16 protein-coding genes are annotated in these 15,912 nt (G+C 49.2%); 7 read left to right on the top strand and 9 right to left on the bottom strand.

Translation table 11 applies throughout. The features are described 5' to 3' along the window. Positions 1 to 120: 120 nt before the first annotated feature. Entirely contained in the window at positions 121 to 1,473 is a 1,353-nt protein-coding gene (gene miaB, locus C7B65_RS12960) for a tRNA (N6-isopentenyl adenosine(37)-C2)-methylthiotransferase MiaB (protein ID WP_073072102.1), read from the bottom strand. Positions 1,474 to 1,504: 31 nt separating this feature from the next. Next, positions 1,505 to 2,797 (bottom strand): serine/threonine protein kinase, encoded by a 1,293-nt coding sequence (locus C7B65_RS12965; protein ID WP_073072104.1) that lies wholly within the window; start codon positions 2,795 to 2,797, stop codon positions 1,505 to 1,507. 120 nt (positions 2,798 to 2,917) lie between these two features. Here C7B65_RS12965 and C7B65_RS12970 point away from each other — a divergent pair, with 120 nt between their 5' ends. The 6 genes from C7B65_RS12970 to C7B65_RS12995 all read left to right on the top strand — a co-directional run bounded on the left by C7B65_RS12970 (position 2,918) and on the right by C7B65_RS12995 (position 8,812). Next, the gene (locus C7B65_RS12970) at positions 2,918 to 4,123 is read left to right on the top strand and encodes an ABC transporter substrate-binding protein (RefSeq protein WP_073072106.1); all 1,206 of its coding nucleotides are present in this window, start codon (positions 2,918 to 2,920) and stop codon (positions 4,121 to 4,123) included. 9 nt (positions 4,124 to 4,132) lie between these two features. Then, positions 4,133 to 5,203, top strand: a complete 1,071-nt coding sequence (locus C7B65_RS12975) for a hypothetical protein (protein ID WP_073072108.1) — start codon at positions 4,133 to 4,135, stop codon at positions 5,201 to 5,203. A gap of 24 nt (positions 5,204 to 5,227) precedes the next feature. Then, complete coding sequence (locus tag C7B65_RS12980) at positions 5,228 to 6,178, top strand: branched-chain amino acid ABC transporter permease (protein WP_073072109.1); 951 nt, start codon at positions 5,228 to 5,230, stop codon at positions 6,176 to 6,178. A gap of 242 nt (positions 6,179 to 6,420) precedes the next feature. Next, on the top strand, positions 6,421 to 7,338 hold the full coding sequence (locus C7B65_RS12985; protein ID WP_073072111.1) for a branched-chain amino acid ABC transporter permease: 918 nt from the start codon (positions 6,421 to 6,423) through the stop codon (positions 7,336 to 7,338). Between the two features lie 155 nt (positions 7,339 to 7,493). After that, positions 7,494 to 8,471 carry a cysteine synthase A gene (locus tag C7B65_RS12990; RefSeq protein ID WP_073072113.1) on the top strand — a complete coding sequence of 326 codons (978 nt, stop codon included), beginning with the start codon at positions 7,494 to 7,496 and terminating at the stop codon, positions 8,469 to 8,471. Between the two features lie 23 nt (positions 8,472 to 8,494). Then, positions 8,495 to 8,812, top strand: coding sequence for a (2Fe-2S) ferredoxin domain-containing protein (locus C7B65_RS12995; RefSeq protein ID WP_073072115.1), 318 nt, complete (start codon positions 8,495 to 8,497; stop codon positions 8,810 to 8,812). A 2-nt stretch (positions 8,813 to 8,814) separates the two neighbouring features. On the opposite strand, the gene ygfZ is transcribed toward C7B65_RS12995, so the two are convergent. Genes ygfZ through C7B65_RS13010 form a run of 3 tightly spaced genes read right to left on the bottom strand, consistent with a single transcriptional unit; the run spans position 8,815 to position 10,985 of the window. Next, on the bottom strand, positions 8,815 to 9,801 hold the full coding sequence (ygfZ, locus tag C7B65_RS13000) for a CAF17-like 4Fe-4S cluster assembly/insertion protein YgfZ (protein WP_073072117.1): 987 nt from the start codon (positions 9,799 to 9,801) through the stop codon (positions 8,815 to 8,817). Beyond that, the gene (locus C7B65_RS13005) at positions 9,798 to 10,289 is read right to left on the bottom strand and encodes a hypothetical protein (protein ID WP_073072119.1); all 492 of its coding nucleotides are present in this window, start codon (positions 10,287 to 10,289) and stop codon (positions 9,798 to 9,800) included. Before C7B65_RS13005 ends, ygfZ begins: the two co-directional genes overlap by 4 nt. A gap of 21 nt (positions 10,290 to 10,310) precedes the next feature. Next, positions 10,311 to 10,985, bottom strand: a complete 675-nt coding sequence (locus C7B65_RS13010) for a hypothetical protein (protein ID WP_073072121.1) — start codon at positions 10,983 to 10,985, stop codon at positions 10,311 to 10,313. Between the two features lie 204 nt (positions 10,986 to 11,189). On the opposite strand from C7B65_RS13010, the gene fmt reads away from it, so the two are divergent. Next, positions 11,190 to 12,173, top strand: coding sequence for a methionyl-tRNA formyltransferase (gene fmt, locus C7B65_RS13015; protein WP_073072123.1), 984 nt, complete (start codon positions 11,190 to 11,192; stop codon positions 12,171 to 12,173). Between the two features lie 52 nt (positions 12,174 to 12,225). Here the strand turns inward: fmt and C7B65_RS13020 are convergent, their stop codons facing one another. Genes C7B65_RS13020 through C7B65_RS13035 form a run of 4 tightly spaced genes read right to left on the bottom strand, consistent with a single transcriptional unit; the run spans position 12,226 to position 15,834 of the window. Then, a complete protein-coding gene (locus tag C7B65_RS13020; protein WP_073072124.1) occupies positions 12,226 to 12,969 on the bottom strand; it encodes a DevA family ABC transporter ATP-binding protein in 744 nt (247 codons plus the stop codon). A gap of 9 nt (positions 12,970 to 12,978) precedes the next feature. Next, positions 12,979 to 14,151, bottom strand: coding sequence for an ABC transporter permease DevC (gene devC / locus C7B65_RS13025; RefSeq protein WP_083582940.1), 1,173 nt, complete (start codon positions 14,149 to 14,151; stop codon positions 12,979 to 12,981). A gap of 9 nt (positions 14,152 to 14,160) precedes the next feature. Then, positions 14,161 to 15,348, bottom strand: coding sequence for an ABC exporter membrane fusion protein (locus C7B65_RS13030; RefSeq protein ID WP_073072126.1), 1,188 nt, complete (start codon positions 15,346 to 15,348; stop codon positions 14,161 to 14,163). A 15-nt stretch (positions 15,349 to 15,363) separates the two neighbouring features. After that, positions 15,364 to 15,834 (bottom strand): methyltransferase family protein, encoded by a 471-nt coding sequence (locus tag C7B65_RS13035; RefSeq protein WP_073072128.1) that lies wholly within the window; start codon positions 15,832 to 15,834, stop codon positions 15,364 to 15,366. Between the last annotated feature and the right edge of the window lie 78 nt (positions 15,835 to 15,912).

Here is a 15,912-nt window from a genome sequence, read left to right on the forward strand (position 1 = left end):
ATCCACGGTTAAGCTTTCCTGGGTAGAATCGGTCTGACATAGAAAAGCCCTCCACTTGCGTGGAGGGCTTTTTGAATTAGGTCGATAGTTCGGTTTTAGTCAGTTATGGTCGTCGGAGGATCACAGGCAAGCTGTAACTAAGGGTTCTCCAGTGAGGCTAAACGATCGCACCTCAGTGATTTTGACTTTAACTAACTTGCCTCTTAACTGGTTGATGTCTCCTGCAAAGAAGGTCAGGCGATTGCCACGAGTGCGTCCCATGACTTGAGTCGGATCTTTAAGATTTTGATCTTCGACTAGGATTTCTTCAACACGATCGCGATATCGCTGCGATCGCTCTGATGCTTGAGTGCTAACCAAATGATTGATTCGTTGAAGTCGATCTTTTTTCACGTCTTCAGTGAGTTGATTGTCCCAAAGTGCGGCTGGGGTTCCGGGACGAGGCGAGTAAGCGGCCGTGTTGATCAGATCGAAACCAATGTCTTCGATCAGTTTAATCGTGTTTTCAAATTGGGCTTCGGTTTCGCCAGGGAAGCCAACGATCGCGTCTGCACTAATCGAGGCATCGGGCATCAAGTCACGAATCGTGGCAATGATGCGACGATATTTTTCGTGAGTGTAGCCTCGTGCCATGGCTTTCAGGAGATCGTTGTCACCTGACTGGAAGGGAATGTGGAAGTGTTCACAGACTTTGGGAAGTTCAGCACAGGCGCGGATCAGTCGCTCAGTGAAGTAGCGGGGATGACTGGTGGCAAAACGGATACGATCGATGCCTGCTATGTCGTGGACGTGATAGAGCAAATCTGTCAGCGTGTGTTTGTGTCGTCCTTCGGGGGTAGCTCCGGGTAAGTCTCGACCATAAGCATCAATGTTTTGTCCCAGTAAGGTAATTTCTTTATAGCCTTGCCGTCCTAATTCTTCCATTTCGGCTCGAATCGCGTCGGGGGTGCGAGATTGCTCGACTCCGCGCACGTTGGGAACCACGCAATAAGTACACCGCTCATTGCAGCCGTAGATCACATTCACCCACGCACTGACGCGGCTATCTCGCCGGGGTTTCGTGATATCTTCCACGATGTGAATGGGTTCGGTGGCGACCACTTGATTGCCGCTAAACACTTGCTCTAGTAGATCTTCTAGGCGATTGGCATGTTGCGGCCCCATCACGAGGTCGAGTTCTGGGACGCGGCGCAAAAGGGTTTCGCCTTCTTGTTGAGCGACACACCCGGCAACAATCAGGGTTAGGTTAGGATTTTCGTGCTTGCGGGCGGCTTGTCTGCCCAGGTGAGAATAAACTTTTTGTTCGGCGCTGTCTCGAATCGAGCAAGTGTTGTAGAGAACCAAATCTGCGTCGAGAGCTTCTTCTGTCCACTCGTAGCCCATGACTTCTAGAATGCCAGCCATGCGCTCTGAGTCAGCTTTGTTCATCTGACAGCCAAAGGTGGTGATGTGGTAGCGGCGACGATCGAGCATGGGATTCAAAGATAACAGTCAGCGATCTATTCTAATCTTTTTCCCTCCGATTTTCTTTGACATACCATTGAGCAAAGAACTGACTCGCGCTCCCCATTGATAGAGCTAAAATAATCGGAATCAGATCCGCTTGCCAGTTGGGTGAGAGCATCATCAAGACAGGTGACATGATTGCCAGACTGAAACCGGTCGTGAAGATTCCGACACTCCATCGGTAAAGCCAAGCTTTTTTGAGAGGTAAGAAAAAGCGGTTGGTCAGAGCAGCCATTAACAGTCCATTCAAAAAGCCTAACCCTAAACCCATCGCTCCTCCAAAGATTGCTGTCAAAACGAGGCTCATCAGCATCGGAGAATAGCTTGTGTAATATTTTGCTGAAGCGATTAGAGCCGCAGCTGTGTATGAAGAGGCTCCGGCGATCGCCCCCACACTGCTAGTGCGCCAAACGGCATTCCAAAAGATCTGGTCTTTAGTAACTTGAGGGACGATTCTAGTTTTTTCTTCACTCGTTGAGAGCGATCGCGATCGTCCTGCTTGCAAAACTTGCAGTGCTTCTTGAGCGGATGTTAAGCGACGATCGAGGGCAGGTTCGGTCAGCCATTCAAGCCAGTCTGCAACCGACTCATTAAGCGCAGCGCTTGATTTGAATTGAATCTGCAAATTTGCCTGCGGCAAGTCGGCAGGATGTCTGCCCGTTGCTAGACAAATTAAAGTCGCGCCCAGACTGTAGAGATCAGAAGCGGGAGTTGCCCGTCCGCCATATTGTTCGGGGGGCATATAGCCATAGGTGCCGACTACTGTTATGGTGCTGCCTTCGTGAGCGACCAGCGTCTGCACTGAGCCAAAATCGACGAGGTAGACCTGTCCAACTGTGTTGCCAGAGCGATCGCCTAACAAAATGTTGCTGGGCTTAAGGTCGCGATGAACGACGGGCGGCTGCTGGCTGTGGAGATAAATCAGAATTTCTAGGAGCGATCGTCCTAATTGCTGCACGTCTGCCTCGCTAAACGATCGACCTGCTTTGAGGTGCTGTTCTAAAGATTTCGCATCAATGTAGCTTTGCACCAGAGCCACCCCTTTGTAGGTCGGAGACTCTAGCTCAAAGTAGTCGAGATAGCGCGGAATGGCGGGATGATTCAACGATTTTAAAGTTTCTGCTTCCCGCTCAAATAGTTTCAGGTCATCCCATTCAAACTCGTGATTAAATGTCAGCAGCTTGACGACGACGAGTTCTTGAGTTTGCAAGTCTCGTGCTAACAGGGTTTGTCGCCCGGCTTTCTTGCCGAGTGATTGCTCAACTTGATAGCGATCGTGCAGCAACTCCATAAAACAAACCTGGGGGTAGATGGGTCTAAATGTCTGGGGTTAGGAGTGACCACCACATAATGTGGTAAATCAACGGTATGGGTTTGGTGCCCACCTTCTTCAAACTACACGCCTAATTTTATGAAACCGACTTTTTTTTGGCGAATGCCTTTATTGATGCTGTTTATGCTGCCGTCTGCTTGTAACCAATCCAGCACAACCAGTCCGTCATCTTCAACCGGAGCGGCATCGGGTGCGATTCCGATCGGAATTGCCGTCGCTCAAACCAGTAATGTTGCTCTATTGGGACAAGAGCAAGTTGCTGGAGCAAAAATTGCTGAGAAATATTTCAACGATCAAGGTGGCGTGAATGGAACACCGATTCGTTTAGTGTTTCAAGACACGGCTGGAGACGAGGCGGGAGCGATTAATGCGTTTCAAACCCTGATCACTAGAGATAAAGTGGTTGGAATTGTGGGGCCGACACTTTCGCAGCAGGCATTTGGGGCAGACCCGATCGCCGATCGCTCCAAGGTTCCGGTGTTGGCTCCCTCGAATACGGCAAAGGGCATTCCGCAAATTGGTGATTTTATTGCGCGGGTGTCGGCTCCGGTGGCGGTGGTTGCGCCCAATTCAGTCAAGGCGGCTTTAAAGATTAATCCTCAAATCAAACGAGTGGCGGTGTTGTTTGCTCAGAATGATGCCTTTAGTAAGTCTGAGACAGAAACATTTCAGCAAACCGTGAAAGACCAAAAATTAGAGTTGGTGACGGTGCAAAAATTTCAAACCACCGATACTGATTTTCAAACGCAAGCCACCTCGACAATTAATCTTAAGCCCGATCTGGTGATCATTTCAGGGTTGGCGGCAGATGGCGGAAACTTGGTGCGACAGTTGCGAGAGTTGGGCTACAAAGGCTTAATCATTGGCGGCAATGGCTTAAATACGTCTAACGTCTTCTCAGTCTGCAAGGCGCTCTGTGACGGGGTTTTGATTGCTCAGGCATACAGTCCAGAACATCCGGGTGCCATGAACAAAGCGTTTCGAGATGCCTATCAAGCTCAGTTTCAGAAAGAGCCGCCGCAGTTTAGCGCTCAGGCATTTACCGCCGTGCAAGTCTATGTAGAAGCGTTGAAAGCGCTGGATAAGCAGACAAAAGTCGCTCAAAAAGCGCTACCAGAATTGCGAACTGCTTTGAATCAAACGCTGCTCAAGGGGCAGTATGAAGCTCCGATCGGGGCAATCTCTTTCACACCTGAAGGCGAAATTGTTCAAAAAGAGTTTTATGTGGCTCAAATCAAAATGGATGCGAGTGGTAATAATGGCAAGTTTACGTTCTTGAAATAGGGAAAACCGATGCGATCGCTCCGCTGGTTTCTAGTTGGAATGGGGGTATTTTTGACACTGCTGTGGGCGGCACCCGTTTATGCAAATGCACCCGCTCCTCCTGCTTATGCCTGGTTTAAGTTTGAGGGTGCTGAATCTGCATTTCAGGGTGCCCAGTTGGCCGAGTGTCGATCGCAGCAATGCACTCAACCGATTTTGCTGATGCAAAGTGGCACCTGCACCGAGGCGGGTTGTCTCAAGTCGTCTCCGATTCTCAGCGCGCCTCATCGGTTTGACTGTGCGGGCAATATTTGTTTGTTTGTAGAGCCGTCGTTTACTCAGCGATCAACCGGTCCTTATTACAAACTGCTGGCTCAGTTTAGCGATCGCGTTCGCATTAGCAAAGCCGTTGCTTTAAATATCAAAAGCGCTTTGGCAGGTTATTCTGCTCGATATCTACGGGTCAATGTTCGAGCGGTTGATCTGGCGATCGTGCCAGACACCACTCCGATGAAACCTAGCCGATGGGAGGTGTTTGGTAAGGCTTTGGCGCTGACGCAGATCTCAGAGTTGGTGGTTGCGGCACTGTGGCTGCGGTGGCTGAAATTTGAAAAGCAGCCATTGGGTCAGGCATTGGTTGCGATCGCGTTTGTCAACTTACTAACGTTTCCAGTGGTGTGGTTTTTCTTTCCGTCGTTGCAGCCGTTTCAGTACACAACATCGCGGGTGTTTGGCATGATTATTCTTGGAATCGCCAGTCTGTTTGGTGCGCTGTTGGCAACTCGCCCGATCGTCACGCTCAAAACACTGCGAAACGTTTTTATCGGTTGGCTAGTTTCATTGCCGATAGTGTTGGTAATTGGGTTCTTTTTAGCGATCGTTTTTGGTTATGGAGAGTCACTTCCACCTGTGAATGGAGTTTCATCTCTGATTACGCTTCCTGCTTCTGAAGTGTTTGCGGTTGTTTTCGAGGGCTGGCTGATTTACTGCTTAAATAAACCGTCAATATCTCTACAGCAAGCGGGTCTATTAAGCCTAACTATGAATGTTGTCAGTATGGCTTTAGGATTATGGTTACTTCCGGCAACTCAATTATTTTAATTATTTATCGAGCAGTCGCTTTTTATGAATCTCACTATATTTCTGCAAAGCTTTCTTAACGGTTTATCGATCGGCAGCATTTACGCAATTTTCGCATTAGGCTACACGTTAGTATTCTCAATTCTCGGAATCATTAACTTTGCTCACGGGGCAATTTTCACACTCGGCGCTTATTTCACGTATGTTTTAATGGGCAACGCATTTGGATTTAATGGATTACTGGCTAATTTAGCATTGCCGATTCGATTACCGTTTGCGTTTGCGTTGATTTTTGGCAGCGCGATCGCAGGTCTAGTTGGAGTTTTCATCGAACGAGTGGCGTTTCGTCCGCTACGTCGCAGAAAAGCCGATTCTCTGCTGACAGTGGTGTCTAGTCTGGGCGTTGCAGTTGTGATCGTGAATCTAATTCAATATTTAGTAGGTGCAGAAATTTATACCTTTCCTCCTGATACTTACGGCAATTTACCGCCTGCCATTAATTTTGGAAGTGAAGCCAATCCGATTCCGATTCGCAGTGTGCAGGTGGTGATTTTTGTCGTGTCAGGTGTGATTCTCAGCCTGCTGACTTATTTGATTAACGCCACAAAATACGGTAAGGCAATGCGAGCCGTGGCAGAAGATCCGACTACGGCGAGCTTATTGGGCATTGACCCCGATCGCTTCATCGTCCTCACGTTTTTTGTCAGTGGATTTTTAGGTGGATTAGCCGGAACGCTCGTTGGTTCTAGTGTCAGCATCGCCGGGCCCTATTTTGGCATCGGATTTGGACTCAAGGGATTAGCCGTGATCGTGTTGGGCGGATTGGGAAGCATTCCGGGTGCAGTGGTGGGAGGGTTGACGATCGGACTCGTCGAAGCCTTCGTTCCCGGTGACTATTCCGCTTATAAAGATGCCGTCGCATTCGGCATTCTGTTCATCATGCTGATGGTGCGACCGCAGGGATTATTAGGTCGATCGCTGGTTCAAAAGGTCTAAGGATCGTGGATTAAATAACCTGTAAAAGTCCTCTGATTTGTCATCGCCGAGACTTTTGCCCCCTAAATCCCCCACGAGTGAGGGACTTTGAAACCAGAGTCTTAGCTCAAAGTCCCCCAGAATGGGGGATTTAGGGGGCTGAAGCCGACCCAAACGCAGCGACAAAGATTGGTGTACACCGTAGCTCCTTAGGGAGATGGCGAGAAGTTACACCTTAATAAATCCACGTTCCTAAGGATTTTATGAGTGATTTTATTTCAACTTACGGCTTTCTATTCGTCTCAATGATCTTGGGCGCAATGTTGGGATTATCGCTCTATTTGCCCCTGATGGCAGGGCAGTTATCGCTAGCGAGTCCTGGGTTTTATGCGTTGGGTGGTTATATTGCCGCAATTCTATCGACAAAGGTGTTTCCAGTCACAGAGGCTTTTCCGATTTCTTTTCTGTTATTAGAGATGCTAATTGCGGGAATCGCCTGTGGTTTATTGGGCGTTGTGGTTGGCGTTCCTGCTTTGCGACTGCGAGGAATTTATTTAGCGATCGTCACGATCGCCTTTGTCGAAATTCTTCGTGTTCTCGCGCTCAATCTCGATATCACAGGCGGAGCGGTCGGCATTTTTGGGATTCCGCAGCCATTTCAGACTCCGATTGAATATCTGTGGGTGGTTTTGCCGCTGCTGCTGGTCAGCATGATATTTATCTACCGACTAGAAAAAATTCGCGTCGGACGCGCTTTGATTGCGATTCGAGAAGACGAACTCGCCGCCGATTCGATGGGCATTAACCCGACTTACTACAAAGTTCTTGCCTTCGCGATCGGCGCAATTTTGGCAGGCGTGGTGGGTGCCATCAGTGCCCACTTTCTCAACACCTGGAACGCTCGACAAGGCACCTTTGACACTAGCATTATTTATCTGACGTTTGTGCTAATTGGTGGCTCAAGAACGTTTTTAGGGCCTGTTCTAGGAGGCATGGTGTTTACGGCACTACCAGAGGTTTTGAGAGCCGTTGCCGATACGCCAGGCTTACCCGTTTGGTTGGCGCAATTTCTCCGCGATGGTCGCCTGATCATTTTTGGGCTGCTGATTGTTATTGGCACGATCTTTTTTCCCCAAGGGTTGGTAACTCCTCAGTTGTTGAAACGGCGTGCCCGATCGTAGACTAAATGACTCACTGAGCAAATCCCGCTAGCAATATTAGAGATCTGATCAGGCTTCGACAACAGCGGAAACTGCGGATATTTCTAAACTAAAAGGCAAGATTCTAGCCGCCGTAAGCCAAAATCGTTATAGGGAAACACGCAGGTAAATTAAGCATGGATATTAAAACTGGATTTGTGGGCAGCGTTGGCAACACACCCTTGATTCGGATCAATAGCTTTAGCGATGAAACGGGATGTGAGATTCTCGGCAAGGCAGAATTTCTCAATCCGGGTGGGTCGGTGAAAGATCGGGCCGCGCTCTACATTATTGAAGATGCCGAAAAGAAAGGCTTACTCAAACCGGGCGGCACGGTTGTAGAAGGCACCGCAGGCAACACTGGTATCGGACTTGCCCACATCTGCAACGCCAAAGGTTATAAATGCTTAATTATTATTCCTGAAACGCAATCCCAAGAAAAAATTGACCTACTGCGAACTTTAGGAGCCGAAGTTCGGACAGTTCCAGCAGTTCCCTACAAAGACCCCAATAACTACGTCAAACTGTCGGGCAGAATCGCCGCCGAAATGGAGAACGCAATCTGGGCAAACCAGTTTGAGAATTTGGCAAACCGCATCGCCCACTACGAAACCACGGGTCCCGAAATCTGGGCACAAACTGACGGCAAGGTGGATGTCTGGGTCACTTCAACCGGGACGGGTGGCACCTATGCCGGAGTCTCAATGTTTTTGAAAGAGAAGAACCCTGACATTAAGTGCATTCTCGCAGACCCCATGGGCAGCGGACTGTATAGCTATGTCAAAACGGGTGAGGTTCATTCAGAAGGCAGTTCAATCACGGAGGGCATTGGTAACAGCCGCGTTACCGCAAATATGGAAGGTGCCCCAGCAGATGATGCCATTCGGGTAGATGACAAAGAAGCGGTTCGGGTGGTCTATCAGCTATTGGAGAAAGACGGATTGTTTATGGGCGGCTCAGTTGGGATTAATATCGGAGCGGCGATCGCCCTTGCCAAACAAATGGGAGCCGGACAGACGATCGTCACCATTCTCTGCGATGGCGGCAGTCGCTATCAGTCCAAATTATTTAACCGCGAGTGGTTGGCTGCTAAAGGACTTTTACCCAATCCATAAAATCGATCTGCCAAGATAGAGAGATGGAACTGATTAACTTATCATCTGCTACCGAATCTGTGATCGCTTCTAAGTGTGTACGGGTTTGTCAAAGCAAGTCGTGCCGCAAATTAGGAGCCGCTACTGTCTTAGCCGCATTTCAATCTCATCCGATCGCAGATGTAGAAGTGGTGGAATGCGGTTGTCTTGGGCAGTGTGGCAATGGTCCAATGGTGGTGGTTTCGCCTGAGCAGGTTTGGTATTGCGGGGTGAGATCGGAGGAAGTGGCGGCGATCGTCACCCGTCATCTTCAAAATGGCAAACCGATCAAAGCCATGCTCTACCCAAAGTTTCACCCGTAGGATTAGGGCTGTTTTTCTCGTGTTAAGAAGGGCAGATCAATTAACTCAGTTTGAGTGTTGTTGATCGTCACTTGCATTCCTGCTTTAGCGTTTGCTTTTGTGCGGATATAGGCAAGCCCGATCGCGCCTTTCTCGGTTTCCAAAATGCTGGTCAGCTTACCAACCTTTTCTGCCCCAACCATGACCACAGTTCCCGGTTCTGCAAGCGCATTTAATTGCACGCCCCAAAGCTGCTGTTTGACCCCGTTGTAAGTATCTAGACGCGCGATCGTTTCTTGCCCGATATAGCAGCCTTTGTTAAACGAAATAGTGTTCCACAACCCTGCTTCTAATGGATTGTAATCATCAGTCAATTCATGACCCGGCATCGGACGACCTTGCTCAATGCGGAGTTGTTCCCAAGTGCGATCGCTGATCGCCACCGCTCCAGCCTCTATTAAAGATTGTTGGAGTGCGGCGGCTCGATCGACATCAGCAATCAGGGTGTAACCTGCTGTCGCTAACCCACTGCCGATCGCAACTCGCACGTCTTGTCCTGCTAAGTTGAGCAAGCGATGACTCGCATCAGGTTGACCGATCAGATCGGCTGCACCCAGCTTTTCTAACAGCGCGTGGCTCTCAGAACCGATTAAGCTGAAGGTCGCGGTTTGGGTGGTGACATCTGCTAACTTCACTTTGTCGGCGAAAAAGATGTAGCGATCGAGAAACGTGATTAATTTCTCGGTCAGATTAGGTGACACCAACAACAAAACCGAGTTTTCTAAAACGTAAGCCGTTGTCAGGTCGATCGTTCGTGCGGTCGAAGTGACAAACACCGTGTCGCACCCTTCACCCGGCTTGAGAATCTTAAAGTCATTAGTGCTTTGATTGTGCAGAAAGCGAATGCGATCGACATCAGAGACTTCAATGCGTCCCCACTGAGAGCGATCGTAAAGTGCCACGCCCGACCTTGCGGCTGCTAATGCTGCGGTGTCTTTCTCGAAGTTCATTCTATTCCACTGGGCAGGGTTGCAAATATCTGTTCGACTAGCTGTTTTGTTTTATCATCCAGCCGATTCCAGTCTACATCGCCTGTTTCATCAAACAGACTCAGATCGACTTCGACGGGTTGAGAATCGTCTTGCTGGTTAAAACAAACTTTGTAGCACAGTTCCCAGAGGTCGATCGTCACTTGGCGATCGTCTTGCTCTAAACACAGTTCATAGCCGGGGTGAGGAGATGGCAATTGAGATAACGTTTGCTGAATTTCGGCAGCTTGGTCGGGTGGGGCGGTTTGAAGCTGTTCTTGCAGTTGAGTCACCGTTGCTTTGACTGCTTCTGGCGTGTCGTCTTTCCAAACGGGCACATCTCGATAAGTGCCCTTCCACGAAGATTGGTCTAGCTGCTTACGCAGGTTGTCAATGACTCGAATAAAAGCGGGCTGCATCAAGATTTCTGCTCGTTGCCATGCTTCAAGGGTTGCAAACTTAGGTTTCATAACTCTACCCTGCACTCTTTCCTATCGTTGCATTTGAGGGCCTGCCCAAACGCTATTGGTCACCTGTCCGTAAGTTTGTGGTCGATCGCTCACAGCTTCTAGCGTCTCGCTCTCCAGATCCACTGTCCAAAGTTTCCAGGGAGTCTCACCTAAATTGCCTGCTCGAAAGAGAATACGATCGCCACACTTTGCACTCCAGCCCAACAAAATTGCGTTGGTATATTCGATTTTAGTGGGCGCAACGGTGCTGGAACGATTTAACGTGCGATCCCAAACTAGCGCATAGTCTGAGGCGATATCAGAACAGAAGATCGACTCAAATTCTCTTGCAAGCAGACGATCGCCTGTGGCCGACCATGAGATCGGAATGACGATCGAGATGGTTCCTGCCAAGTCAGCGCTGTTGCTAATAAACGGATTTTCTGCAAATGGCGAAGTCGCTGTAATAGCTTGCAAATCGCCTGTTTGCAAATTCTCTACAAACAAAACGCTGCTGACCCGGCTTTGATAAACCTCTAGCTCAGTCTGCATCTGAACCCGGCTATAAGCTTTGTAGTGACCATCGGGTGAAGTCAGTGCATGACTGCGGTAGGAATGCTTTTTGGGTGTGCCCTCTGCTAATGTCGCCATCACCCAGCCCCACGGAATCGGATGAGGACTGTTTAATGGATCGAGTTGAACCGATTGAGAAGTCATAGCCAGAACCCCACTTCTAGAAGTGCCTTGGGTGATGAATTGCCTCATATTATGAACGTAAACCCGATCGGGGTGAGGTCACTTTACAAGACTTCTTGAGTTAACAAGTTACTTTAGTCTCCCAAGACGCAAAACTGCCGCGAGACGGATTTTGGCTACAATACCTGTACTGAAAAATAGGGGCAGAGTTTAAGCTGCGATCGCATGAAAATCGTTTTTTTTGGAACACCTCAATTTGCCGTTCCGACTCTAGAAGCTCTGCTTGCAAACCCAGCATTTGAGGTGGTAGCAGTCGTCACCCAGCCCGACAAACGCCGAGGACGCGGAAATGAATTGTCTGCCTCGCCTGTGAAATCAGTCGCGTTGGCTCACCAGATTCCGGTTTGGCAGCCCAAAAGCGTCAAGAAAGATGCCGAGACGCTAGAAAAACTACAAACCTCTCAGGCAGACGGGTTTGTAGTCGTTGCCTATGGACAGATTCTCTCTCAGGCAATTCTAGATATGCCGAAGTTGGGCTGTGTCAACGTCCACGGCTCTCTCTTACCTCACTATCGAGGGGCAGCGCCGATTCAGTGGTGTCTTTATAACGGCGAGACTGAGACGGGCATCACGACTATGCTGATGGATGCAGGTATGGATACAGGCGCGATGTTGCTGAAGGTAAGGCTGCCGATCGCCCTCCTCGACAACGCCCACGATTTAGCAGAAAAGCTCTCACCTCTAGGCGCAAACTTGCTGATCGAGACGCTTCTCAAACTTGCCAATCAAGACATTCAGCCGATCGCGCAAGAAAATAGTCAAGCCACCTATGCGCCGTTGATTAAAAAAGAGAACTATGAGTTGGATTGGTCACGCGGCGCGATCGAGCTTCATAACCAAGTTAGAGGCTTTTATCCCAACTGCACCACTGCGTTTAGAGGCACTGCGCTTAAAATTATGGCAACTGTTCCGATCGCTCCATCAGTGGAACTGTCATCAGAATTCGCAATGCTGACTTCTTTAGCGGACGGATCTGATCAGGCTGCTGGGGAAATTGTGGTGATCGTCAAAAACCTCGGAGCCGTGATTCAAACAGGTGACGGGTTGCTGTTTTTGCGAGAAGCGCAACTAGCGGGTAAGCGCCCTCAATCTGGCTGGGATTTTGCCAACGGCAGTCGTTTAGCGATCGGAGAAAGGTTAGGCAATTAGGGATATTATAGCTACAGCCAGTCAACTTAGGACAAGGGGCTTAAGCCCCTTGTTACTTAGGGTGCTGAACGATCGCATCAACAGCAGAACGATTCACCAAATGTCCATCTTCCATACAAATAATTCGATCGGCAAGATCCAGAATGCGGTTGTCATGAGTGACTAGCAAGATGGTGCAACCCTGTTCTCTAGCAAGTTTCTCCATAATCTCCACCACATCTCGTCCCGATTTCTTGTCCAGTGCAGCCGTTGGCTCGTCTGCCAGAATGATTTTAGGCTGACTGACCAGGGCACGCGCGATCGCCGTCCGTTGTTTTTGTCCACCCGACAAATCGCTCGGATAGTAATTCATTCGGTCTTCTAAGCCCACTGCGGTCAAGACATTCCGAATGCGAGTATCTGCCTCTGCTGCGGTCACAGTCTGAATCTCCAACGCCATTTCAACATTCTGATAAACCGTCAGAAAGTTTAATAGATTGTGCGCTTGAAAAATATAGCCGATATCACGACGAGCCAGGGTCATCTGTTCCTTGCTGGCATTGAACAATTCATGTCCTAAGATGCTTAAGCTGCCATCTTGGATCGATCGCAAACTTCCCATAAGCGTCAACAATGTAGTCTTGCCAGAACCTGATGGCCCTGTCATGATCAGGATTTCGCCTCGATCGATTTGCAGATTAATGTCAAACAAAACCTGTTTTCGCAGTGAGCCTTGACCATAATGATGATTCAAGTGGGTCATTGAAATAGTGGGTTCAGAAGGCGCACTAATAGGAGTTTCTGGCAGATTAGACATCTCTAACTCCTAAAAAATATCGGCGGGGTCAGCGGTTTGTAATTTACGCACGGCGATCGCAGCCGAGGATGAACTCATGATTGCAGTGAGGACAAAGACAAACACAACCCGCCCCAAATCCATCGCCATCGGCAGCATGGTTGCAATATTAGTAATGCGATAGATGCCCAAGGCGATCAGAGTCCCAGGAACAAACCCAAGGGCCGCCAAAATTAGGGATTCTTGGAACACGACGATGAGCAGATAGCGATCGCGAAACCCCATCGCTTTGAGCGTGGCATATTCGGGTAGATGATTGGTCACATCGCTATAGAGAATCTGGTAGACAATCACCGCCCCTACAATAAAGGCAATGACCACGCCCAAATCAAAGGTATAGCCTACCGGAGTGCTGGCATTCCAAAAGGCAACTTCTGCTCTAGCATAGTCATCTCTCGTCATGACTTTGACATCATTGGGCAGACGCAATCGCATCGCTGCTAAAACCGCTTGAACATCTGCACCAGGCTTAAGTTTGATGACTCCGACATCAATCAACCCACCTCGACGAAAATTAGCCATGCGTAGAAAGTTGACATCACTCGTCACCAAGTAGGCATTGATGCCAAACGTCGGGCTGAGTTTGAACAATCCCTGAACTTGAACTTGACGTTCATTAATCTCGGTTGTGATCGATTCCCCCGACTCAAACCGTTGGGCAATTGCTCCAAATTCTCGACGAGAACCCAGATTAAACAAAACTGTATCTGGTTCGCGCAGTTTCTCGCGGTTGGCTTCTACACCCGGAACATTCATCACCTGATGTTCTGGGTTAATGCCGATCGCATAGATATCCCAAATTTCTTTGTTTTCAGGATTGCGCCACTGAATTGCATTGAGATAGATTGGGCTGACCGATGCAACACCCGTTACGCCTGCTGCCTGATAGAGTCGGCGCTCGCTAAACCGATCCAGGGAAATCAGCGCTCGCGATCGCCCACTCAGCATGACAAGTTCACCGTTCAGGCTATTGTGAAATTCCACTGCGCTACTAAACAATGCGCCTCGAAAGCCCATTTGCAAAAACATCAGCACATCGGCAAAGCTAATACCTGCGATCGCCACGAGCAAAAGTGCCCGTTCTTTCCGTAACTGTAACCAGGACAAAAACAGCGGTTTCTTTTTCTGAGTCATTTTAGTCATGCAATTTCCTCAAGATTTGACATCGAGTGATACTTGAATACTCAAATTTGTTAAACCCGAAACTCTACGACTAAACGGCTCATCCAATAGCACTTTCACTTCCACCACTCGCGCATCAAACTGAGCTGCCGGATCGGTGTTGAGAACATCTTGTTTGTTAATCTCTAGTCCGACTTCGACAACCTTGCCGCGTAGCACGTCTGGAAAGGCATTGTTCTTGCTAATCACAGTTGCAGTCTGCCCGACTCGAATGCGGCTGATATCCAATTCGTAAACTTCTGCTACTGCCACCATTCTCTGAGTTTGCCCCAGGCTAATGATGCCTTGAGTCCCAACCAACTCTCCAGGACGAGTGTGGATTTTGAGAACTTGTCCATTTTGGGGCGATCGCACCGTTGCCAAGTCCAATTCTGCCTGTGCCCGCGCTACACTCGCCTGTGCTTGAGCCACCTGCGATCGCACCACCTTCACATCGACCGGGCGCACTTCTGCAATTTGATCGAGCGTGGCTTGCGCTTCAGCGACCTGCTTCTGTCGAGATAGCTGAATTCGGCTCAGATTAGCCCGCGCCTCGTTTAGCTGTTGCCGCACCGTATCAGCAGTCAATTGCTTCCCATCGCGCAAAGAAGCAGAGATGGCACCTTCGGTATAAAGCGCCTGATAGCGCCGATCTTCGAGTTCTGCATTGCGAAGTTCTGCTTGCAGACGGGCGATCGTGGCTTCCTGGGCAACGGTTTCAGTTTGTAATTCCACCTGTTGGCGATCAACTACTTGTGCCTGCGCTCGAATTTCTCCCGACTTCGCGCCCGCTTCCACCTGCCCTAACCGGGCTTGGGCAACCCTCAACTGCTCTTGTGCTTCTTGCAAAGCTGCCCGCCGACGCGCATAAGTATCTAGAACTGCAATCACATCTCCTTGGCGAATCCGTTGACCGTGGCTCACTTTGAGAGTTTCCACTCGCGCCCCCTCTGAGGAGGTAGGCGCAAACACTTGAATGACTTCACCCTCTGGCTCCAATCGTCCCAGTGCAGATACTGTTTCAACCTTGGGCGCAGCAGCCACCACGATTGACGGCTGAATTGGACGACTCAACCAGGTTCGGTAAGCAATACTGCCAGCTAGCAGGAGAAAACCGATCCCAAACATCGCCACTAAGCGAGGTGATCGCCATTTAGCTCCCCAATCCATATGATCCATGTTTTGCCCCCTTGGTCACACCCAACGCCGCACACTCGCTTTATAGCGAAGATATTCATCACCGAATTTTTGCTCTAGATAATGCTCTTCGCGCTTGATCACGCCGTTTTGCACAACAACTATGAGCGGCAACAGAAGCAACAACGCCCAAAATGCGTTAAAAAGTAGCGCAATACCGACGTAAAGCATCGTTAAAGATAAGTAAATCGGGTTGCGACTAAAACTGAACGCTCCGTCGGAAACGATCGCTGTCGTTGGACAAGAAGGATCAACTGCTGTCTGTGCGCGGCGCATCGCGCGAAAAGCCGAAATTGCGATCAAAGCCGCGCCGACAAGTAAAACCACGCCTGATGCGATCGCGATCCATTGCGGCAGGAAGGTAGCCGGAAAAATAAAATGAAGTAATAGTCCGATCGCGAGTGTCCCGGCAAAAAGCGCAGGCGGAAATGCAATGACTCCGGGATTATCCACTGTTTCTTCTGACATTGAATTTTTCCTCAAAGGTTGACCTTATCTACTCTAATTATTGTATTCAAAAACTTGAATACAATAATCAATGTATAG

Source organism: Phormidesmis priestleyi ULC007, from assembly GCF_003003695.1.
GTDB classification, from domain to species: domain Bacteria; phylum Cyanobacteriota; class Cyanobacteriia; order Leptolyngbyales; family Leptolyngbyaceae; genus Phormidesmis_A; species Phormidesmis_A priestleyi_A.

Coding starts and splice junctions, on each gene's coding strand:
- C7B65_RS12985 (WP_073072111.1), top strand. CDS start 6,421: ATGAGTGATTTTATTTCAACTTACGGCTTTCTATTCGTCTCAATGATC.
- C7B65_RS13005 (WP_073072119.1), bottom strand. CDS start 10,289: ATGAAACCTAAGTTTGCAACCCTTGAAGCATGGCAACGAGCAGAAATC.
- C7B65_RS13030 (WP_073072126.1), bottom strand. CDS start 15,348: ATGGATCATATGGATTGGGGAGCTAAATGGCGATCACCTCGCTTAGTG.
- ygfZ (WP_073072117.1), bottom strand. CDS start 9,801: ATGAACTTCGAGAAAGACACCGCAGCATTAGCAGCCGCAAGGTCGGGC.
- C7B65_RS12980 (WP_073072109.1), top strand. CDS start 5,228: ATGAATCTCACTATATTTCTGCAAAGCTTTCTTAACGGTTTATCGATC.
- miaB (WP_073072102.1), bottom strand. CDS start 1,473: ATGCTCGATCGTCGCCGCTACCACATCACCACCTTTGGCTGTCAGATG.
- devC (WP_083582940.1), bottom strand. CDS start 14,151: ATGACTAAAATGACTCAGAAAAAGAAACCGCTGTTTTTGTCCTGGTTA.
- C7B65_RS12995 (WP_073072115.1), top strand. CDS start 8,495: ATGGAACTGATTAACTTATCATCTGCTACCGAATCTGTGATCGCTTCT.
- C7B65_RS13010 (WP_073072121.1), bottom strand. CDS start 10,985: ATGACTTCTCAATCGGTTCAACTCGATCCATTAAACAGTCCTCATCCG.
- C7B65_RS12970 (WP_073072106.1), top strand. CDS start 2,918: ATGAAACCGACTTTTTTTTGGCGAATGCCTTTATTGATGCTGTTTATG.
- fmt (WP_073072123.1), top strand. CDS start 11,190: ATGAAAATCGTTTTTTTTGGAACACCTCAATTTGCCGTTCCGACTCTA.
- C7B65_RS12990 (WP_073072113.1), top strand. CDS start 7,494: ATGGATATTAAAACTGGATTTGTGGGCAGCGTTGGCAACACACCCTTG.
- C7B65_RS12965 (WP_073072104.1), bottom strand. CDS start 2,797: ATGGAGTTGCTGCACGATCGCTATCAAGTTGAGCAATCACTCGGCAAG.
- C7B65_RS13020 (WP_073072124.1), bottom strand. CDS start 12,969: ATGTCTAATCTGCCAGAAACTCCTATTAGTGCGCCTTCTGAACCCACT.
- C7B65_RS13035 (WP_073072128.1), bottom strand. CDS start 15,834: ATGTCAGAAGAAACAGTGGATAATCCCGGAGTCATTGCATTTCCGCCT.
- C7B65_RS12975 (WP_073072108.1), top strand. CDS start 4,133: ATGCGATCGCTCCGCTGGTTTCTAGTTGGAATGGGGGTATTTTTGACA.